This window comes from Pseudomonas sp. JL3 (assembly GCF_031570575.1).
GTDB lineage: Bacteria > Pseudomonadota > Gammaproteobacteria > Pseudomonadales > Pseudomonadaceae > Aquipseudomonas > Aquipseudomonas cucumis.
Window position 1 is genome coordinate 309195 of record NZ_JAKWJK010000005.1, and the last position, 17559, is coordinate 326753.

Below are 17559 nucleotides of genomic sequence, written 5' to 3' on the forward strand. Positions count from 1 at the left end.
CGGATAAACGCTCTACAAAGTGGCCCGCATTGTTCCAGCCCTTGAGGGTTTTGGGAACAGGGTCGGGGCGGGCGGTCAGTCGCCCATGGATTGGATCAGAAATTAACGGCGTCTTTGTGGACGCCTTCGCGGGCAAGCCTCGCGCCTACAGGGATTGCGCAATCCCTGTAGGCGCGAGGCTTGCCCGCGAAGAACGATAACGCGCTCTCAGCGGTTAATGACCATTACCTGAATGCCCGCCCGCATGGCCTGCGCCCTGCTTCGCATCTTTGGCGGTAGCGCCTTGCTTGCTACCCTCGCCCTCATGGTTCTCGGTGGCTTTTTCCGCCTCGGCTTTGGCCTTCTCGGCCTCTTTGCCGAGTTGATCGAGAGTCTGCAAGTTGCTTTTGCGCACAGCGTCGACAAAGCCCTGGAACGGCAGATCAGTAATACCCACCAGCCCGAAGTGACCGTTCTCGCCATCCAGCAGGCGACCGGTCACCGGTTGATCGAGGTACTGGAACCAGTGCACCCCGACAATCGACGGTTCGCTCATCGCTTGTTTCAGGAAGTTGGCGTAGGCCGGGCCGCGGTCTTCTTCTTTCGCCAGTTGCGTCACGCCGCCCCAGAACGGGCCGCGATCCGTCGAGCCGAAGTTGAACTCAGTGATCAGCACCGGTTTGTCCAGGCTGCGCAGTCTGGCGAAGTCGTAACCGTCCTGGGGTTGCAGGGTGTACATGTTGAAGCTCAACACGTCGCAGTATTGCGCGCAGGACTCGACGGCTTCAGGGGTGCTGACGGCAAAACGGCCACCCAGCAACAACTGGTTCGGCGCATGCCATTTGAGCGAATCTGAAACGGTTTTGAAGTACGTGTCGGCGAACACTTTCTGGAAGTATTTGAAGTCGGCTTCGATCTCCGGGTATTCGGCGCTCGGCTGCGGCGGTACGAAGCCCGGGTCTTCCATCAACTCCCAGGCCGGCAGATCAATGCCCCAGGCTTTGGAAAGGCCCGCCTGGTTGCGGTACTTGTCACGCAGTTGTTTGAGGAAGGCACGTTTGGCCGGCACATCGGTGGTCATTTTCAAAGTGCCGTAGGCCAGCGCGTAACGGGCCTTCGGGTCATCGCCGGGACCGGCCCAGGCCAGTTCATTGTCGGCGAAGTAACCGATCAGCCACGGATCGTCGCGATGGTCGCGGGCGGCAATGGCCACGGCGCGCTCGGTGGCCATGGCGAAACGCGGATCGAACGGGTCGGGCATGCCGCCCCACCAATCGGTACCGGTGCTGATGCTGGCGTAATCGCCGACGATCGACAGCGGCAAGGTGTATGGCACTCGGTCGGCGTTGCCAAACACCGGTGCGCTCCAGTTACCGAGGGTGTTGAAACCCCAGGCTTGCAGGCGATCCAGGGTATGACTGGCCCAGCGTTGTTCGTCGAAAACCACTTTGCAGGGTTCGGCGGCCGTTTGCTCGGCCGCTTTTTCGACTGATGCTTCAACGGCGCCGGTCTTGGCCGCTTCGGCAACCCCGGCCGCGGATTCGGTCTGCGCAGGAGCGACTGATTGCTCGGCGGCCTTATCGGCCGTCGCCTCGACCGCATCAGCCTTGGCCGCTTCGGCGACACCGGCCTTGGTGTCGCTGCCCGGTGCGCAAGGTTTGCCATACAGACGCTGCAGGTTGGCACCATAGAAATCGTACCAGCGACCGGCGTTGTAGGCTCGGCCCTGATCGGCGCCATTGCCGCCACGGTTGTCGCCTTCGCCATAATAGCTGGCAAGGGGCTCGTCGGGTTTTGGCAGGGACTCGAACATCCACTCGCGACCGGCGACGTAGGTCTGGTTGACGCTCGGGTTCACGCTGTTGACGCCGAGTGAATAGAACGGATGCCCTTCCGGGGTCACCAGGTACCAGCGGCCGTCACGCTTTTCGGTGCGGAAAAAGCCGCTGGCCTTGAACGCCGGGCCTTTGGTCCAGCCGCCGAACGTGTCCAGGGACTGCTTCTCGCGCTCGGCCAGCCAGGTTTTCAGTTGTTGCTGTTCTTTGGCGGCGGCGGATTTCAGTTGCTCGTCGCTGCTGACCTTCTCCGGCCATTTGGCCCGGGTCGATTGACCGTAGGCGTCCACCAATCCGCCATAAACAGCCTTGGTGACAGCCTCGCCGTCCTGCACGCCGAAGCGTTCGAGCAGGATGCTTTGGGCGACTTTCGGCTGATCCATCGACAAAGTGACCGACACCACCTGGCTGCGGTCCAGCTCACCGGCGCTGCTGGCCAGCAATACACGCTGGCCTTCGAAGTTGATCGGCATCGGCGGGCCGGCTTTCATGCCCTGGCTCAAAGGTGAACTCGGCTGCAGTGGCACCAGCAGGGTTTGCGCAGGACCGGCCGGCAGATCGACACGACTGACCAGGGTCTTGCCGTCATTGCTCTGGATTTTCACGTACAGGGTCACGGCCCAGTTCATCGCGCTCTGGATCCGCAAGCTCATGACGCCCGACTGCGACCAGTCCCAGGCACCGGTCTGCGGCGTCAGGCGCAAGGTCGGCTGGGCGACCGGGTTGAAGGTCACACGGCGCAGCACTTCGCCTTCGGCTGTTTGCTCCGCATTGGATTGCGGCAGGCTGGCGTCCTGGGTCGCCACCTGAACCACGTCGGCGGGACGCACAAAGTTGAACAGCGTTTGCTGGCCGGCAGGGGCCGCCAGCAAAGGCGCTGCGAACATCAAGGCAAAAACAGCAGGCAACGAACGGCGAATCATAGGAACGTGGTTCTCTCAAGCGACCATCAATGGGCCAGTGGAACAGCGGTGGCAGTGAGGTAGACAACGCGGTGGGCCTGTTTGCCCACCGGTGCATCAGGAAATTTCACGACGAAATGGCGGCAATGCATTGAGAATAGCTTTGCCGTAGCGCTGCGTGACCAGACGACGGTCGAGCAAGGTGATGGTGCCGCGGTCTTCTTCAGTCCGCAGCAAGCGACCGCAGGCCTGGACCAGTTTCAGCGAGGCGTCCGGCACGGAGATTTCCATGAACGGATTGCCACCGCGGGCCTCGATCCATTCCGCCAGCGCCGCTTCGACCGGATCGTCAGGTACCGAGAACGGAATCTTGGCGATTACCACGTGCTCGCAGTAGGCACCGGGCAAATCCACGCCTTCGGCGAAACTCGCCAGACCGAACAGCACGCTGGAATCCCCGCCATCAACCCTCGCCTTGTGCTTGTTCAGGGTTTCCTGCTTCGACAGGTTGCCTTGAATAAACACTTGCTTGCGCCAGTCGCGGTCCAGACCGTCGAACACGTCCTGCATCTGCTTGCGAGACGAGAACAGCACCAGGGTGCCACGTGAACCTTCTACCAGTTGCGGCAGGTCGCGAATGATCGCCGCAGTGTGGGCCGGCGCGTCACGCGGGTCGGCTTTCAGGTCCGGCACCCGCAGCACGCCGGCGTCGGCGTGATGAAACGGACTCGGGACCACCGCGGTGACGGCTGTTTTAGGCAGGCCGGCACGCATGCGGAAGCGGTCGAAGGTGCCGAGAGCGGTCAGGGTCGCCGATGTCACCAGCGCCCCGTATGCCACGTTCCACAGATTGCGCCGGAGCATGTCCGCCGCAAGGATCGGGCTGGCATTGACCTCGATGTCGAACAGCGAACCGCTTTCGGCCAGGGTCAGCCAGCGGGCCATGGGCGGGTTGTCTTCCGGGTCTTCGACGGTGAAGGCCGTCCACAACTCCCAGTTGCCCGAAGATCGGGACAACAGGCTGCCGAACAGCGGATACCACTCTTCGGCCTGGTTGCTGGCGATGCCGATATTGACCTCGCCGTCCATGCCTTCCTTGAGCAGTTCGGTGAGCCGGGTGAACAGGTCGGTCAGCCGGGCAAAGCCCTTCTTCAGCTCGATGCCCATTTCGCGCATGTGCTCGGGAATCACCCCGCCGACAAAACGGTGGCGTGGCCGCTCGCGACCTTCGACGTCTTCGCCGGGCTTGAAGTCGGCGGCTTGCTCGCAGGCGCTGAACATGAACTGCTGCTGGGTCTTGATCTCCCGCGCCAGTTCCGGCACCTGCTCGATCAACTTGCCCAGATCGCCCGGCAGCGGGTGCTGGGCCAGCAGTTTGGTGAGGTTCTTGGCGGTGGTTTCCAGCCAGTCGGCGGTGGAACGCAAACGCGTGTAGTGAGCGAAGTGACCGATGGCCTTGTCCGGCAGGTGATGGCCTTCGTCGAACACGTAGATGGTGTCACGCGGGTCGGGCAGTACCGCGCCGCCGCCCAGAGCGAGGTCGGCCAGGACCATGTCGTGGTTGGTGACAATAACGTCGACCTTGCCCATGCCTTCGCGGGCCTTGTAGAAGGCGCACTGGCCGAAGTTCGGGCAATGACGGTTGGTGCACTGGCTGTGATCGGTGGTCAGGCGCGCCCAATCGGCGTCTTCCAGCGCCGTCGACCAACTGTCGCGGTCGCCGTCCCACTTATTGCCGGCGAGCTTCTCGATCATGCTGGTGAACAGCTTTTGACTGGCCTCATCGACCTCGATCTTGAAGCCTTCCTCTTCGAACAGCTGCGCGGTGGCAGTCTGCGCGTGACCTTCCTGGAGCAACATATCCAGCTTGGACAGGCACATGTAGCGCCCCCGGCCCTTGGCCAGGGCGAAGCTGAAATTCAGCCCGCTGTTGCGCATCAGGTCGGGCAAATCCTTGTAGACGATCTGTTCTTGCAGCGCCACGGTGGCCGTGGCGATCACCAGACGCTTGCCGGCGGCCTTGGCGGCGGGGATGGCTGCCAGGCTGTAGGCCACGGTTTTGCCGGTACCGGTGCCGGCTTCCACCGCGACAATCGCGGGGTCGCCATTGCGCCGGCCTTCGTCGTCGGTGTCGATGTCACCGAGGACCTTGGCAATTTCGGCGATCATCAGGCGTTGGCCGTAGCGCGGCTTGAGGCTCTTGGCTTCGAGAAAACGCGAGTAGGCGCCCTGGATCGTGGTTTTGAGTTCGGTGCTGATCATGGATTGTCGGGCGCAAAAAAGGCTGGATAAATTTTCAGTAGTTCGGTTCGGCCGCTATCATACCCCGCTAATTAATCCCGCGCAGAACGGAGTACCTCAATGACACCTTTTGGCATCGTTTATACCCTGCATGTCCTGGCCGCCCTAGTGTGGGTCGGCGGCATGTTTTTCGCCTGGATGGTCTTGCGCCCCGCGGCGATGAAGGCGCTGGAAGGCCCTGCCCGGTTGAAGCTGTGGGTGGAAGTGTTTCAAGGTTTTTTCCGCTGGGTCTGGATCGCGGTGGTGCTTTTGCCGATCAGCGGCGTGGGCATGATTCATCTGCAGTTCGCCGGATTTGAAGCGGCGCCGCGGTATGTGCAGGTGATGATGGGATTGTATGTGGTGATGACGGCGCTGTTTATCCGGATTCAGGCGTTGTTGCTGCCGGAACTGCGCACGGCGGTGACGGCTCAGGACTGGCCGACAGGTGCGGCGGTGCTGGGCAGGATTCGTCGGTTGGTGGGGATTAATTTGGTGGTCGGATTGGTGCTGGTGGCGATTGCTGCAGCTCGGCCGTGATCGTTCCCACGCTCTGCGTGGGAACGCTCGCTTGAGGGCTTACAACCGCTGAATCGTCACCGAACCCGCCACTCCCGCAGGCCCCGGCTGGCCATCGGCACCGGGACGGCCACTCTTGCCGCCATCGGCTTTATAGACGAAACAGCCCTTGGCCTTGCCGCCCGCCCCTGGTTTTCCACCGGGCCCTGCCGCACCACCCTCCCCACCCGCAATCTCCACCTTGATCTGCTCAGCGGGGTAATCACGCGGCACTTGCAGTCGAACCAGCGCCCCTGGCGCACCCGGCAGGCCATCACTGCCATCACTGCCATCGGCGCCGCGACCGGCCTGGCCCCAGGTGCAACCCGGTGCTTGACCGTTGGCGCCGTCGAGGCCGACAAACCCCGGGGCGCCCGCGCCACCGCGAGCGTCTACCGACAATTGCGGCGCGTTCAACGCGTTGATCTGCAAATCCAGATTGCGCCCGGAGCGAGCGGCCTTGAGGTAAGTCCCCGGCGCGCCCCGTGCAGTGATCTGGCTGCCTTCGGCCAACTCGGCTCGGCTGACCTTCAACGCCAGAGCCTGCTCGCTCGGCACAATGGCAATCCGCGCGTCACGTCCCAGGTGCAGCTCACCGACCGTCACTTCGGTCACGTTCGAGGGAATCAGCAAGGTGCCGTAATCGGCGACTTCCAGGCGTTCCAGTTGCAAGGTACTGGCCGTGTTGGGCAAGCGCATCAGCGAGTTGGTTTCGACGCTCACCACCTGCGCGCAGGCCAATGGGCTGATAAATGCAGCGAGCAGACAGAGTTTACGCATGGGAGGCCTTCAAAGCGGCCGGGGCCGGAATGGTTTGCAGGTGGAAAACGCCGAAAAAGACAATCTTCAGGCGATCACGCCAAGGGTGGGCTCGACCTTTGAGGCTGCGATTGCAGAACACCAGCTCCAGAAGATGGAGCCCTGCCAACACACTGCCTGCAAAATTGATCAGCAGGTGAAACGGATGAATAAACGGTATGAGCAGATTGACCAGCGCCACCAACCAGAACAGCAGGGTCAACAACTTCCCCAGCCCCCAAAACACCTTCATACGCAGCCCCGTTGAGAATTATTCTTTGCGCGCACAGTAACGGCTTACGCGCGGGATAAGCCAGAGGGCAACAAAAAATTCTTCCCGAAGGTCGCGAATTGGCCGCCGGAACAACCTGAATCGTCGTCCGACGGCTCTATAACACGGTTCAGCGATTGATGTGCAATTCCACGCGGCGGTTTTGCGCCCGTCCTTCTTCCGTGTCGTTATCGGCCACCGGCTGGCTTTCGCCCCGGCCTTCGCTGGTGAGTTTGTTCGGCGCCAGCCCCTGGCTCAACAGGTAGGCCGCCACGCTGCTGGCACGGCGTTCCGACAGTTTCTGGTTATAGGCATCCGAACCCTGGCTATCGGTATGGCCGATGACTTTGACGCTCACCACATCGGTGTTCTGCAATTTGGCCATCAGCGAATCCAGCTCACTGCGCGCTTCGGGCATCAGCTCGGATTGGTTGTAAGCGAACAGCACGTTGCCGTTCAGGGTGATGACTTCGGATACCGGAGGTTCAACAGGCTTCACGCTGGCCGGGTATTGCGGCAGTGGGCAGCCGTGATGTTCGACTGGCGTATCGGCGGGCGTATCGGGGCAGCGATCACGTCGATCGAAGACGCCATCATCGTCTTCATCGCCATCCTGGGCATAACAGATCAGGCCACCGGTCAGAATCCCGAGCGCCGTGCCACCCGCTGCCCAGGCACTACTTTCTATTGCGCCCAAACCGCCGCCGACCAGTCCGCCAATGACGCTGCAGATCGGCCAGGTACGTTGATTGAGGGGGGCGGTGCCATCGCTGTGAGTCGCACAACCGGTCACTAGACTGCCGAGCAGCAGAACCGGCAAGACGGTCCTTGTGAGAACGCTCATTGTGAATGCTCCTGTGTCACCGGCCCATACCGGTCACACAGGAGTAAAGACCCGCATCCGCGACTGTACAAGCCGCGGAATGCGAGAGGTTTAGCGGTTGATTTTGATTTCCGTGCGCCGGTTCATCGCGCGGCCATCAGCGGTTTTGTTATCGGCCACCGGTTGGCTTTCACCGGCACCAGTCACAGACACGAAACTGCTGCGTGGCACGCCTTGGGAAATCAGGTACTCCACCACCGAATGGGCGCGTCTATCCGACAGTTTCTGGTTGTAGGCATCACTGCCGACGCTGTCGGTATGACCGGTCACGGTCAGTTGGGCGCTGGAGGATTCCTGTTTCAGGCGCGTGGCAATGGTGTTGAGTACGTCTTTATCGGCAGGGGTGAGTTTGGCCGAGTCGAACTGGAAGTGAACATCGCGGATAACGATGACTTCTTCCTTGACCACCGCCGTCTCTTCGACCACCGGCGCAGGCGCCGGTGGAGGGCAGCCGTCGGCATCGACCCGCACGCCTTTAGGTGTTCCCGGGCACTTGTCGCGGCTGTCCGGTACGCCATCACCGTCTTCGTCGCCATCGCCGTGCACCCAGCAGTAAGCCGCAGCCATGCTACCGAGAAACAATGCACCACCGCCGGCCCAGGCCGTGCTTTCAGTTGCACCGAGGCCGGCACCGATGACACCACCGACCGCTGCACAGGTCGGCCAATCGGTTTTCTGCAAACCTGCACAACCAGTCAACACACTGGTTAGCAGAACCAAGGGTAATGCTGTCCGAATTATGCTCATCTAGTTCTTCTCCTGAGGGATCGGCTTAAAACCGATTCTAGGGAGTAAAGACCCGAGTTTTAATCTCCGCCAGCAATAGGCCACTGCTGTTTTGCCCCGTGTTCACGGAAGATCGGCGCTTTTTGGCTAAACCCGCGAGAAGGAACACTAGGCCCGGACGTTGGGGCAAGCTAGTCTTGGTGCTCTGATTGAGGATCTTCGATGATTGCAGGTATTTCTTCGCGCACGCCCCAGCAGGCGCTGGCTGCGTTGCTTGATCGTTACGCCCCGTCGCGTCTGTTGCTGATTGGCGCCAGCGAGTTCCCCGCGCTCGAGGCGTTCAAACTCGCGCATCCCGACGGCATCGTCGCCCTCGCGGCGCCCGGGCCATTGCCGGCCGAGCTGGCGGCACAGAGATTTGATCTGGCGCTGGTGGTCGATTGCCTCGAACACTTGCCCAAGCGCGACGGCCTGAACCTGCTCGGCGGGATACGCAACCTCAATGCCAGTCGCATTGCGGTGTTGGCCGACTTGCCGGCATGCGGTTGGCAGGAGACGGACTTTTTCTCCCTGGCGCTGCAAGCCAGCGAACGCTTCCAGCGCGATGATCAAGTGCTGACCCTGTTTACCTATGATCTGCTTGACTACAAACAGGTGCCCGACTGGCTTAACTCACGCTTCTGGGCCAATCCGGAAAATTTCGGGAAATATTGGTGGTAACGCAATGAGTACATCCATTTGCCCTTGCGGCAGCGGCACACTGCTCGATGCCTGCTGTGGTCATTACCATGCCGGCCATCCGGCCCCTAGCGCCGAAGTGCTGATGCGTTCGCGCTACAGCGCCTATGTACTGGGGCTGATCGACTATCTGGTGGCGACCACCCTGCCCGCACAACAGGCCGGCCTGGACCGCCAGTCGATCAGCGACTGGAGCGCCCAAAGCACATGGCTGGGCCTGGAGGTCGAAAGCGCCGAGGTTTTCGGCGGTCAGCCGGAGCACGCTTTCGTCACCTTCACCGCTCGCTGGCACGACAGCAGCGGCGAACACAGCCACCGCGAACGTTCGTCATTCGTACAGAACGCCGGCCACTGGTATTTCATCGACCCCACCGTACCACTCAAGGCCGGACGCAACGATGCGTGCCCGTGCGCCAGCGGGCAGAAGTTCAAGAAGTGTTGCGCGAGTTATTTCAGCGCTTGAGTTGACCAACAGCACAACGATCGCAGCCTTCGGCAGCTCCCGCCTGTGGACGCTGCCGAAGGCTGCGATCTTTTTAAGGCTAGACTGGGTCTCAAGGGAGATACCTCACCATGACCCGTCAACGGCGCGCATTACAGCTGCTCACCCTGCTCCTGTTTCTGGGGCTCGGCGGCTGTGCGTCGTGGTTCAGCAACGACCTGCCGGAGCCGCAGGTGCATCTGGTCAAGGTCGAGGTGGTCCGGGCCAAACTACTGGAGCAGAAGTTCCTGCTGCATTTTCGCGTCGACAATCCCAATGACCAGGATCTGACGGTGCGAGCCCTGGAATATCGCATTCACTTGGGGGACATACTGCTAGCCGAAGGTGAGCACGAACACTGGTTCACGGTCGGCCCCAAACGCAGCGTTTATTTTAAAGTGCCGATCCGCACCAACTTGTGGCCCAAAGCCCGGGAGCTGGTGAAACTGCTGAAAAAACCCGACCAACCCATTCCCTATCGTCTGGAAGGTGAATTGGAAACCGGTTTATTCATCGCGCACTACGTGCACCTGGCGCGCAATGGCGTGATAATCGCCGCCGATTTAATTCCGGAGTAACCCCGATGACCCAGCAACCTCATGTCCATGGCCCTGACTGCAACCACGATCATGACCATCACGACCACCATGATCACGACCATGGCCATGTCCACGGCCCGAACTGCGGCCACGCCCACCAGGAGCCGGTGCGCAACGCCCTGAAAGACGTCGGCCGCAACGATCCTTGCCCATGCGGCAATGGCAAGAAATTCAAGAAGTGCCACGGCGCTTGATGCTTCGGGCGGATATCTTTTTCGCCTGTTGAATCGCTATCGCGAGCAAGCCCGCTCCCACAGGGTTATCGTCGTACATGGATTATGCGTACGACACAAATCTACTGTGGGAGCGGGCTTGCCCGCGATGACGTCGGAACATTCAATACAACTGTTTCAGTTAGATCCTCATCGCGGGCAAGCCCGCTCCCACAGTTTTTTTAGTCGGCCTGCAGAATTCTTGCGGTACTGACGACCGTCGCATACTCCCCATGCAAATTACCCAGCGACATCGCATGCACTTCTTCGGCTGAATGGGCGTTACCAAAAAAATCCGCCTTATCGAAGGTAAAGCACGCATCCTCCACAACCCACGCCTCAAACCCCAGGTTGCCAGCCGTTCGCGCTGTGGATTCGACCGAGTTGTGGGTCGCCACGCCAACGATGATCAACTGATCGATCCCCGCCTCGCGCAAACGCACTTCCAGCCCCGTCGAACAAAAGGCATCCGGCACCTGCTTCTGAATCAGCCACTCACCCATCGATGGTTGAAAACGCTCCTGAAATTCCACCCCTGACTGCTGCGGCCAGAACACTGAGTCCTCTGAGCGGGACAGGTGCTGCACATGAATCACCGGCCGCCCGGTTCGACGCCAATGCCCCAACAATTCCAGGATGCACTCTTCGGCATGAGGGTTGTTTCGACGACCCAGTTTGGGGTGCAGGATGCCTTTTTGTTGATCGATGATGATCAGCGCCGCGTTTGTCTTGAGCTCCATGCCGACTTTTCTCCTGCCGGGGCATTGAATTTCCCGCACTTCAGCATCACCTCTTGCTACTGGCAAGCCATCAAACGCAAACAGGACGACCTGATGCCGACGGTCGCTGTCCGTACCTGACGATGTCTCTTGAAAATGGAGTACTTAATGATCGACTTGTATTACTGGACCACCCCCAACGGCCACAAGATTTCGATATTCCTGGAAGAAGCCGGCCTGCCGTACAACGTTTATCCGATTAACATCAGCCAGAACGACCAGTTCAAACCCGAGTTCCTGAAGATTTCGCCGAACAATAAAATCCCGGCTATCGTCGATCATGAGCCGGCCGATGGCGGCGCCGCGCTGTCGCTGTTCGAGTCTGGGGCGATTCTGCTGTACCTGGCAGAGAAAACCGGCAAGTTCCTGCCCAAGGATCTACGCGGGCGCCAGCAAACACTGCAATGGCTGTTCTGGCAGATGGGTGGCCTGGGGCCGATGGCTGGGCAGAATCATCACTTCAGCCAGTTCGCACCGGAAAAAATCCCCTACGCGATCAAACGCTACATCGACGAAACAGCCCGCCTGTATGGGGTGCTCGACAAGCAACTGGCCAACAATGACTTTGTCGCTGGCGGCGAATACAGCATTGCCGACATGGCGATCTACCCGTGGATCGTGTCTCACAAGTGGCAGAGCCAGAACCTGGAAGACTTCCCCAACGTCCTGCGCTGGTTCAACCACATCCAGAACCGCCCGGCGACGGTGAAGGCGTATGCGCTGGTGGCCAAGGTCAATCCGCCTAAACCCTGACGCCTTGTACTCTGATCCTTCCCATGCTCCGCGTGGGAATGCCTCAACGGACGCTCCGCGTTCGGCTCTAGATGTGACGCAGAGCGTCACGGGCTGCATTCCCACGCAGAGCGTGGGAACGATCACCATAAAGAAATAAACCACCGCCGCTTGCGCGGCCACCTCCTGCTCACTAACGTAGCGCCTTTATTGCGCCTCTACCCCCGCAGGAGCTTTGCCATGGCCTCGCCAGCCCTCACACATTTTCTTCCCCGGTTCGGCGTTGCCGCAGCAGTGGCCGGTGTTTTAAGCCTGACCGGTTGTCAGACCTGGAACACTCAAGACACCCTCCCGCCGACCTCCGGCGTGCAACCGCTCAAGGGCCTGGCGCAGAACGTTTCGATTCGCCGCAACGCCATGGGCATGCCGCTGATCGAGAGCAATAGCTTCCACGATGCGCTGTTCACCCTCGGCTACGTGCACGCCAGCGACCGCATCACCCAGATGGTCACTCTGCGCTTGCTGGCCCAGGGCCGTCTGGCGGAGATGTCCGGTGCGGACCTGCTCGATGCCGACCGCTACATGCGTGCGGTCAATCTGAAGAAAAGCGCGGGTGAGCTGTACAAGGCCTCCTCGCCGCGCCTCAAGCGGTTCTTCGAAGTCTATGCCCGCGGGGTCAACGCCTACCTGTTCCGCTACCGCGACAAACTGCCTGCAGACCTCGCAGCCACTGGCTACAAGCCGGAATACTGGAAACCGGAAGATTCGGCGCTGATTTTCTGCCTGCTGAACTTCAGCCAGTCGGCAAACCTGCCGGAAGAAATTTCCTCATTGATGCTGGCCCAGACCGTCAGTGCCGACAAACTGGCATGGCTCACGCCGTCCGCCCCCGACGAAAAACTGCCAGTCGCAGAAGCGGAAAAACTCCAGGGCATCAAACTCAACGGACAAATCCCGGGGCTGAGCGAAATCAGCAAAGCCACCGGCCAACTGTCGGATCTGAACCTGCTGGGCGCCACGTCTTCGAACAACTGGGCGATCGCCCCGCAACGCAGCCGCAGCGGCAAAAGCCTGCTGGCCAGCGACAGCCATGGGCCGCTGGGCGTGCCAGCGCTGTTCAGTTACGTGCAGATTCGCGCGCCGAAATACCAGGCCTCTGGCGTGACCATTGCCGGGTTACCGATGGTGCTTGGCGGTTTCAACGGGAAAGTGGCGTGGAGCATGACCACGGTCATGGGCGACAACCAGGACCTGTTCCTGGAAAAAATCAAACGCCAGGGCAACGGCCTTTCCTACGAAGTGGGCGGCAAATGGCAGCCCGCGATCGTGCGCAACGAAACCTACTTCGTCAAAGGCCAGAAGCCGATTCGCGAAGCGGTGTACGAAACCCGTCACGGGCCACTGCTCAACAGCGCCCAAGGCACCGCGTTGGCGAATGGTTTCGGCCTGGCCTTGCAGACGCCGAACTTCACCGATGACAAAACCCTGGACGCGTTTTTCGACCTGTCCCGAGCGCAGAGCGTCGAGAAAGCTTCGGACGCCAGCCGTGAAATACGCGCCATCGCCCTGAATCTGGTGTTTGCCGATGCCAGCAATATTGGCTGGCAAGTTACCGGTCGCTACCCGAACCGTCGAGAAGGTGAAGGCTTGCTGCCGTCACCGGGCTGGGAAGGTCGCTACGACTGGGACGGTTACGCCGACCCGATGCTCCATCCGTATGACCAGGACCCGGCTCAAGGCTGGCTCGGCACCGCCAACCAGCGGGTCATTCCCCATGGCTACGGCATGCAGCTGTCCAATTCCTGGTCGGCGCCGGAGCGCGGCGAACGCATGGCCGAACTGGCGGGCGTGGGCAAGCACGACACTCGCAGCGTGATTGCCATGCAATACGATCAGACCACCACCTTCGCCGCCAAACTGAAGAAGGTGTTTGAAGCGCCGGGCATGGCTCAGCCACTCAAACAGGCCATCGAAGCGCTGCCTGAGGCTGATCGCGGCAAGGCGCGCGAGGCTTACACGCGCTTGATGGCTTTCGACGGCAAACTCAGCCCGACCTCCGCCGACGCGGCGATCTACGAACTGTTCCTGCAGGAAAGCACTAAACAGATTTTCCTCGACGAACTGGGCCCGGAAAGCAGCCCGGCGTGGAAAGCTTTTATCGGCAACGGCAAGTTGTCTTACGCGGCTCAGGCCGATCATCTGCTGAGCCGTGAGGACAGTCCGTTCTGGGACGACCTGCGCACCCCGCAGAAAGAAGACAAACCGGCGATCCTCGCCCGCAGCCTGGCGGCCGCGATCAGCGCGGGGGACCGCCAGTTGGGTGGCGATCACAAAGCCTGGCAGTGGGGCAAACTGCATCGCTACGAGTGGAAGAACACCAGCGGCCAGACCGTGCGCGGTCCACTGGCGGCCGGCGGCGACCACAGCACACTCAACACCGCCGCGTTCACCTGGGGTCAGGACTTCAACACCACGCTGGCGCCGGCCATGCGCTTTATCGTCGATTTCGGCCAGGCCGAACCGCTGATGGGCCAGAACGGTACCGGCCAATCCGGCAACCCGGCCAGCGCGCATTATCTCGACAGCATCGATCCATGGCTCAAGGGGCAATACATGAGCCTGCCGATGCAACCGCAGAACTTTGACAAGGTGTATGGCAAGACACGGCTGACCCTGACGCCTGGCAAGTAACCCCGAGAGGGACCGGACCTGCTCGCCCCCACATTTGATCGCATTCTTTCTGAGAGAACCCGATTAAATGTGGGAGCGAGCCTGCTTGCGAAAGCGGCCTGTTCACACCTCCATTCTTCCCCGAAAATAAATAGAACTTCTCGTCTCGCGCAAACCTCCTAGCTAGCAGGCCACTCCATTTGGGTAACAATATGGACCTTGTTATCGCGCGTCCTGAAGGTTTGTACTGCCCGCTCGGGGATTTCTATATCGATCCATGGCAGGCGGTCGAACGGTCGGTCATCACCCACGCCCATGGCGACCATGCTCGCCGTGGCAATCAACATTATCTGGCGGCAGCACCGGGAGCAGGCATTCTGCGCGCGCGTCTGGGCCAGGACATCAACCTGCAAACCTTGCCCTATGGCGAGCCATTGCTGCACCGCGGCGTAAAACTGAGTTTTCACCCCGCGGGCCATGTGCTCGGCTCGGCCCAGGTGCGCCTGGAATACGGCGGGGAAGTCTGGGTCGCCTCGGGGGATTACAAGACCGAGCCCGACGGCACCTGTGCGCCGTTCGAACCGGTGCGCTGCCACACGTTCATCACGGAATCGACGTTCGGTCTGCCGATTTACCGCTGGCAACCCCAGGCGCAGATCTTTGCCGAGATCAATCAGTGGTGGCGGGCCAATGCTAATGCTGACAAGGCCAGCATGCTGTTCTGCTATTCCTTCGGCAAGGCTCAGCGGATTCTCCACGGCATCGATGCCAGCCTCGGCCCCATTCTGGTACATGGCGCGGTTGAACCCATCAATCGGATTTATCGCGAGAGCGGCGTTTATTTACCGCCAACGATCTATGCCAGTGAAGTTAAAAAGCATGACCCGATGATGCGCAAGGCCTTGGTCCTCGCGCCGCCTTCGGCGGGTGCCAGCTCTTGGGTACGGCGTTTCGGTGATTACAGCGATGGATTCGCCAGCGGCTGGATGCGCTTGCGCGGTACACGGCGGCGGCGCGGCGTGGACCGCGGTTTCGTGCTGTCCGATCACGCTGACTGGCCCGGCCTGCTCTGGGCCATCGAACAAACCGGAGCCGAGCGAGTGATCGTCACCCATGGATCGATCGGGGTACTGGTGCGCCATCTACGCGAACTAGGGCTCGATGCCATGAGTTTCAGCACCGAATACGGCGATGATGAAGACACCACAATCCTCGAACCCGAGGGTGCCGAGGTGCTGGCATGAAAGCCTTCGCCGACTTGTATGCCGAACTCGATGCCACCACCTCGAGCAACGCCAAACTGACGGCAATGCAGAACTATTTCGCCCAAGCCGCGCCTGAAGATGCCGCCTGGGCGGTGTACTTTCTGTCCGGTGGACGACCTCGGCAATTGGTACCGGTACGAATGCTGCGGGAAATGGCTACAGCGTTTTCCGGGCTCTCTCCCTGGTTGTTCGAAGAAAGCTATCAGGCTGTCGGTGATCTGGCGGAAACCATTTCACTGGTGCTGCCCGAAACGCTCTACACCTCTACCGACGGGTTGGCGGTGTGGATTGAAGACAAACTGCTGCCGCTGCGTAACGCCGCCCCGCAGACCCTCGCCGAATGCTTGCCGGCCCTGTGGGCACAACTGGATCGGCAGAGTCTGATGCTGTGCATCAAACTGATCACCGGCAGTTTCCGTGTCGGAGTCTCCAAATTGCTGGTCACCCGCGCGCTGGCGGCGATGGCCGGGCTCGACAGCAAACGCGTGGCCCAGCGGCTGGTGGGTTACACCGATCTATCCAACCGACCAAGCGCCGCCAGTTACCTGAAGCTGATCGCCCCCGAATCACCCAATGAGCATGCCCAACGGGGTGGCCAGCCGTACCCGTTTTTCCTCGCCCATGCGTTATCGCACCCGGTCGAGCGGTTTGAAACCCTGCTCGGACCGGCCAGTCATTGGCAAGTGGAATGGAAGTGGGACGGCATCCGCGCTCAAGTGGTCAAGCGCGATAGGCGCTTGTGGATCTGGTCACGAGGTGAAGAGCTGGTAAGCGAACATTTCCCCGAACTGGACAGCCTGGTTCACTGTTTGCCCGATGGCACGGTGATCGACGGTGAAATCGTCGCCTGGAAAGCTGCACAACCGGGCATCAACGATACCTTCGACCCGCAAGCGCCGTCGTCATCCGCTGTGCAGCCCTTCGCCCTGTTGCAACAGCGGATCGGCCGTAGAACGCTGAGCAAGAAAATCCTCGATGAGGTGCCCGTGGTCATCCAGGCCTACGACTTACTGGAATGGCAGGGAGAGGATTGGCGTAACCAGACTCAAGTCACGCGCCGTACTCAACTGGAACAACTCATCAAAACCTGCGCAAACCCGGTGTTACTGAGCTCGCCCGTGCTGACCGGTGAAGACTGGTTCGACCTCGCCCGCCAACGAGAGGCCTCCCGAAAATTAGGCGTCGAAGGCATGATGCTCAAGGCCTGCGATGCGCTGTATGGCGTCGGGCGGACCAAGGACATGGGCGTGTGGTGGAAATGGAAAGTCGACCCGTTCAGTGTCGATGCGGTGCTGATCTATGCCCAGCAGGGCCATGGCCGCCGGGCCAGTCTCTACACTGATTACACCTTCGCTGTGTGGGACGGCCCACCCTCTGCCCGCGAGCGAACGCTGGTGCCTTTCGCCAAGGCCTACTCCGGGTTGACTGACGAAGAAATGCGTCAAGTCGACAGCATCGTGCGCAAGACCACGGTGGAAAAGTTCGGACCGGTGAGTAGCGTGAAGCCGACCCTGGTGTTTGAGCTGGGGTTCGAGGGCATTGCCCTGTCGAAACGACACAAGAGCGGGATTGCTGTGCGGTTTCCGAGGATGTTGCGTTGGCGACAGGACAAGTCGGTGGAAGAAGCTGACAGCTTGGCGACGTTGCAGGATTTGCTCGCCTGAGCTGATTTCTGTGGACTGATCTTTGTAGCAGCTGGCGAAGCCTGCGTTCGGCTGTAGCAGCTGTCGAGCCTGCGAGGCTGCGTTCGACAGCTGCTACAACGGGCAAGCCCCCTGCGCACCACCCTGGCGCAGTAATCTGGCGATGCCCGTTTTCGTGCACAGATCGCGCTTTGCCACTTCTTGTATT

Annotated in this window: 16 protein-coding genes; 9 read left to right on the forward strand and 7 right to left on the reverse strand. The window is 60.5% G+C overall.

What is annotated here, in order from left to right:
- Nucleotides 1-214 precede the first annotated feature (214 nt).
- Both MMG91_RS12540 and dinG read right to left on the reverse strand, forming a co-directional pair.
- Entirely contained in the window at nucleotides 215-2737 is a 2523-nt protein-coding gene (locus MMG91_RS12540; protein WP_310659763.1) for a beta-agarase, read from the reverse strand.
- A 96-nt stretch (nucleotides 2738-2833) separates the two neighbouring features.
- The gene (gene dinG, locus MMG91_RS12545) at nucleotides 2834-4978 is read right to left on the reverse strand and encodes an ATP-dependent DNA helicase DinG (protein WP_305504940.1); all 2145 of its coding nucleotides are present in this window, start codon (nucleotides 4976-4978) and stop codon (nucleotides 2834-2836) included.
- Nucleotides 4979-5077: 99 nt separating this feature from the next.
- Between dinG and MMG91_RS12550 the strand changes: the two genes are divergently transcribed.
- A complete protein-coding gene (locus MMG91_RS12550; RefSeq protein WP_305448465.1) occupies nucleotides 5078-5536 on the forward strand; it encodes a CopD family protein in 459 nt (152 codons plus the stop codon).
- A 39-nt stretch (nucleotides 5537-5575) separates the two neighbouring features.
- Here the strand turns inward: MMG91_RS12550 and MMG91_RS12555 are convergent, their stop codons facing one another.
- From MMG91_RS12555 to MMG91_RS12570, 4 genes are all read right to left on the reverse strand, one after another.
- Nucleotides 5576-6334, reverse strand: a complete 759-nt coding sequence (locus tag MMG91_RS12555) for a collagen-like protein (RefSeq protein ID WP_310659764.1) — start codon at nucleotides 6332-6334, stop codon at nucleotides 5576-5578.
- Complete coding sequence (locus MMG91_RS12560) at nucleotides 6327-6605, reverse strand: DUF1145 domain-containing protein (RefSeq protein ID WP_310659765.1); 279 nt, start codon at nucleotides 6603-6605, stop codon at nucleotides 6327-6329. The genes MMG91_RS12555 and MMG91_RS12560 overlap by 8 nt, the downstream gene beginning before the upstream one ends.
- A gap of 148 nt (nucleotides 6606-6753) precedes the next feature.
- The gene (locus MMG91_RS12565) at nucleotides 6754-7467 is read right to left on the reverse strand and encodes an OmpA family protein (RefSeq protein ID WP_310659766.1); all 714 of its coding nucleotides are present in this window, start codon (nucleotides 7465-7467) and stop codon (nucleotides 6754-6756) included.
- 90 nt (nucleotides 7468-7557) lie between these two features.
- Nucleotides 7558-8253, reverse strand: coding sequence for an OmpA family protein (locus MMG91_RS12570; protein ID WP_305504936.1), 696 nt, complete (start codon nucleotides 8251-8253; stop codon nucleotides 7558-7560).
- Nucleotides 8254-8454: 201 nt separating this feature from the next.
- Between MMG91_RS12570 and MMG91_RS12575 the strand changes: the two genes are divergently transcribed.
- The 4 genes from MMG91_RS12575 (at nucleotide 8455) to MMG91_RS12590 (ending at nucleotide 10244) form a co-directional block, all read left to right on the forward strand.
- On the forward strand, nucleotides 8455-8952 hold the full coding sequence (locus tag MMG91_RS12575) for a DUF6231 family protein (RefSeq protein ID WP_305504935.1): 498 nt from the start codon (nucleotides 8455-8457) through the stop codon (nucleotides 8950-8952).
- A 4-nt stretch (nucleotides 8953-8956) separates the two neighbouring features.
- On the forward strand, nucleotides 8957-9433 hold the full coding sequence (locus tag MMG91_RS12580) for a YchJ family protein (RefSeq protein WP_305448460.1): 477 nt from the start codon (nucleotides 8957-8959) through the stop codon (nucleotides 9431-9433).
- A 110-nt stretch (nucleotides 9434-9543) separates the two neighbouring features.
- Nucleotides 9544-10029, forward strand: a complete 486-nt coding sequence (locus MMG91_RS12585) for an LEA type 2 family protein (protein ID WP_310659767.1) — start codon at nucleotides 9544-9546, stop codon at nucleotides 10027-10029.
- A 5-nt stretch (nucleotides 10030-10034) separates the two neighbouring features.
- Nucleotides 10035-10244, forward strand: a complete 210-nt coding sequence (locus MMG91_RS12590) for an SEC-C metal-binding domain-containing protein (RefSeq protein WP_007906737.1) — start codon at nucleotides 10035-10037, stop codon at nucleotides 10242-10244.
- Between the two features lie 200 nt (nucleotides 10245-10444).
- On the opposite strand, the gene MMG91_RS12595 is transcribed toward MMG91_RS12590, so the two are convergent.
- Nucleotides 10445-11002 (reverse strand): cysteine hydrolase family protein, encoded by a 558-nt coding sequence (locus MMG91_RS12595; RefSeq protein ID WP_310659768.1) that lies wholly within the window; start codon nucleotides 11000-11002, stop codon nucleotides 10445-10447.
- Between the two features lie 147 nt (nucleotides 11003-11149).
- Between MMG91_RS12595 and MMG91_RS12600 the strand changes: the two genes are divergently transcribed.
- The 4 genes from MMG91_RS12600 to MMG91_RS12615 all read left to right on the forward strand — a co-directional run bounded on the left by MMG91_RS12600 (nucleotide 11150) and on the right by MMG91_RS12615 (nucleotide 17372).
- The gene (locus tag MMG91_RS12600) at nucleotides 11150-11794 is read left to right on the forward strand and encodes a glutathione binding-like protein (RefSeq protein WP_305504933.1); all 645 of its coding nucleotides are present in this window, start codon (nucleotides 11150-11152) and stop codon (nucleotides 11792-11794) included.
- 219 nt (nucleotides 11795-12013) lie between these two features.
- Nucleotides 12014-14464 carry a penicillin acylase family protein gene (locus MMG91_RS12605; RefSeq protein WP_310659769.1) on the forward strand — a complete coding sequence of 817 codons (2451 nt, stop codon included), beginning with the start codon at nucleotides 12014-12016 and terminating at the stop codon, nucleotides 14462-14464.
- A gap of 191 nt (nucleotides 14465-14655) precedes the next feature.
- The gene (locus MMG91_RS12610; protein WP_305504931.1) at nucleotides 14656-15687 is read left to right on the forward strand and encodes a ligase-associated DNA damage response exonuclease; all 1032 of its coding nucleotides are present in this window, start codon (nucleotides 14656-14658) and stop codon (nucleotides 15685-15687) included.
- The gene (locus MMG91_RS12615; RefSeq protein WP_310659770.1) at nucleotides 15684-17372 is read left to right on the forward strand and encodes an ATP-dependent DNA ligase; all 1689 of its coding nucleotides are present in this window, start codon (nucleotides 15684-15686) and stop codon (nucleotides 17370-17372) included. The genes MMG91_RS12610 and MMG91_RS12615 overlap by 4 nt, the downstream gene beginning before the upstream one ends.
- Nucleotides 17373-17559 lie beyond the last annotated feature (187 nt).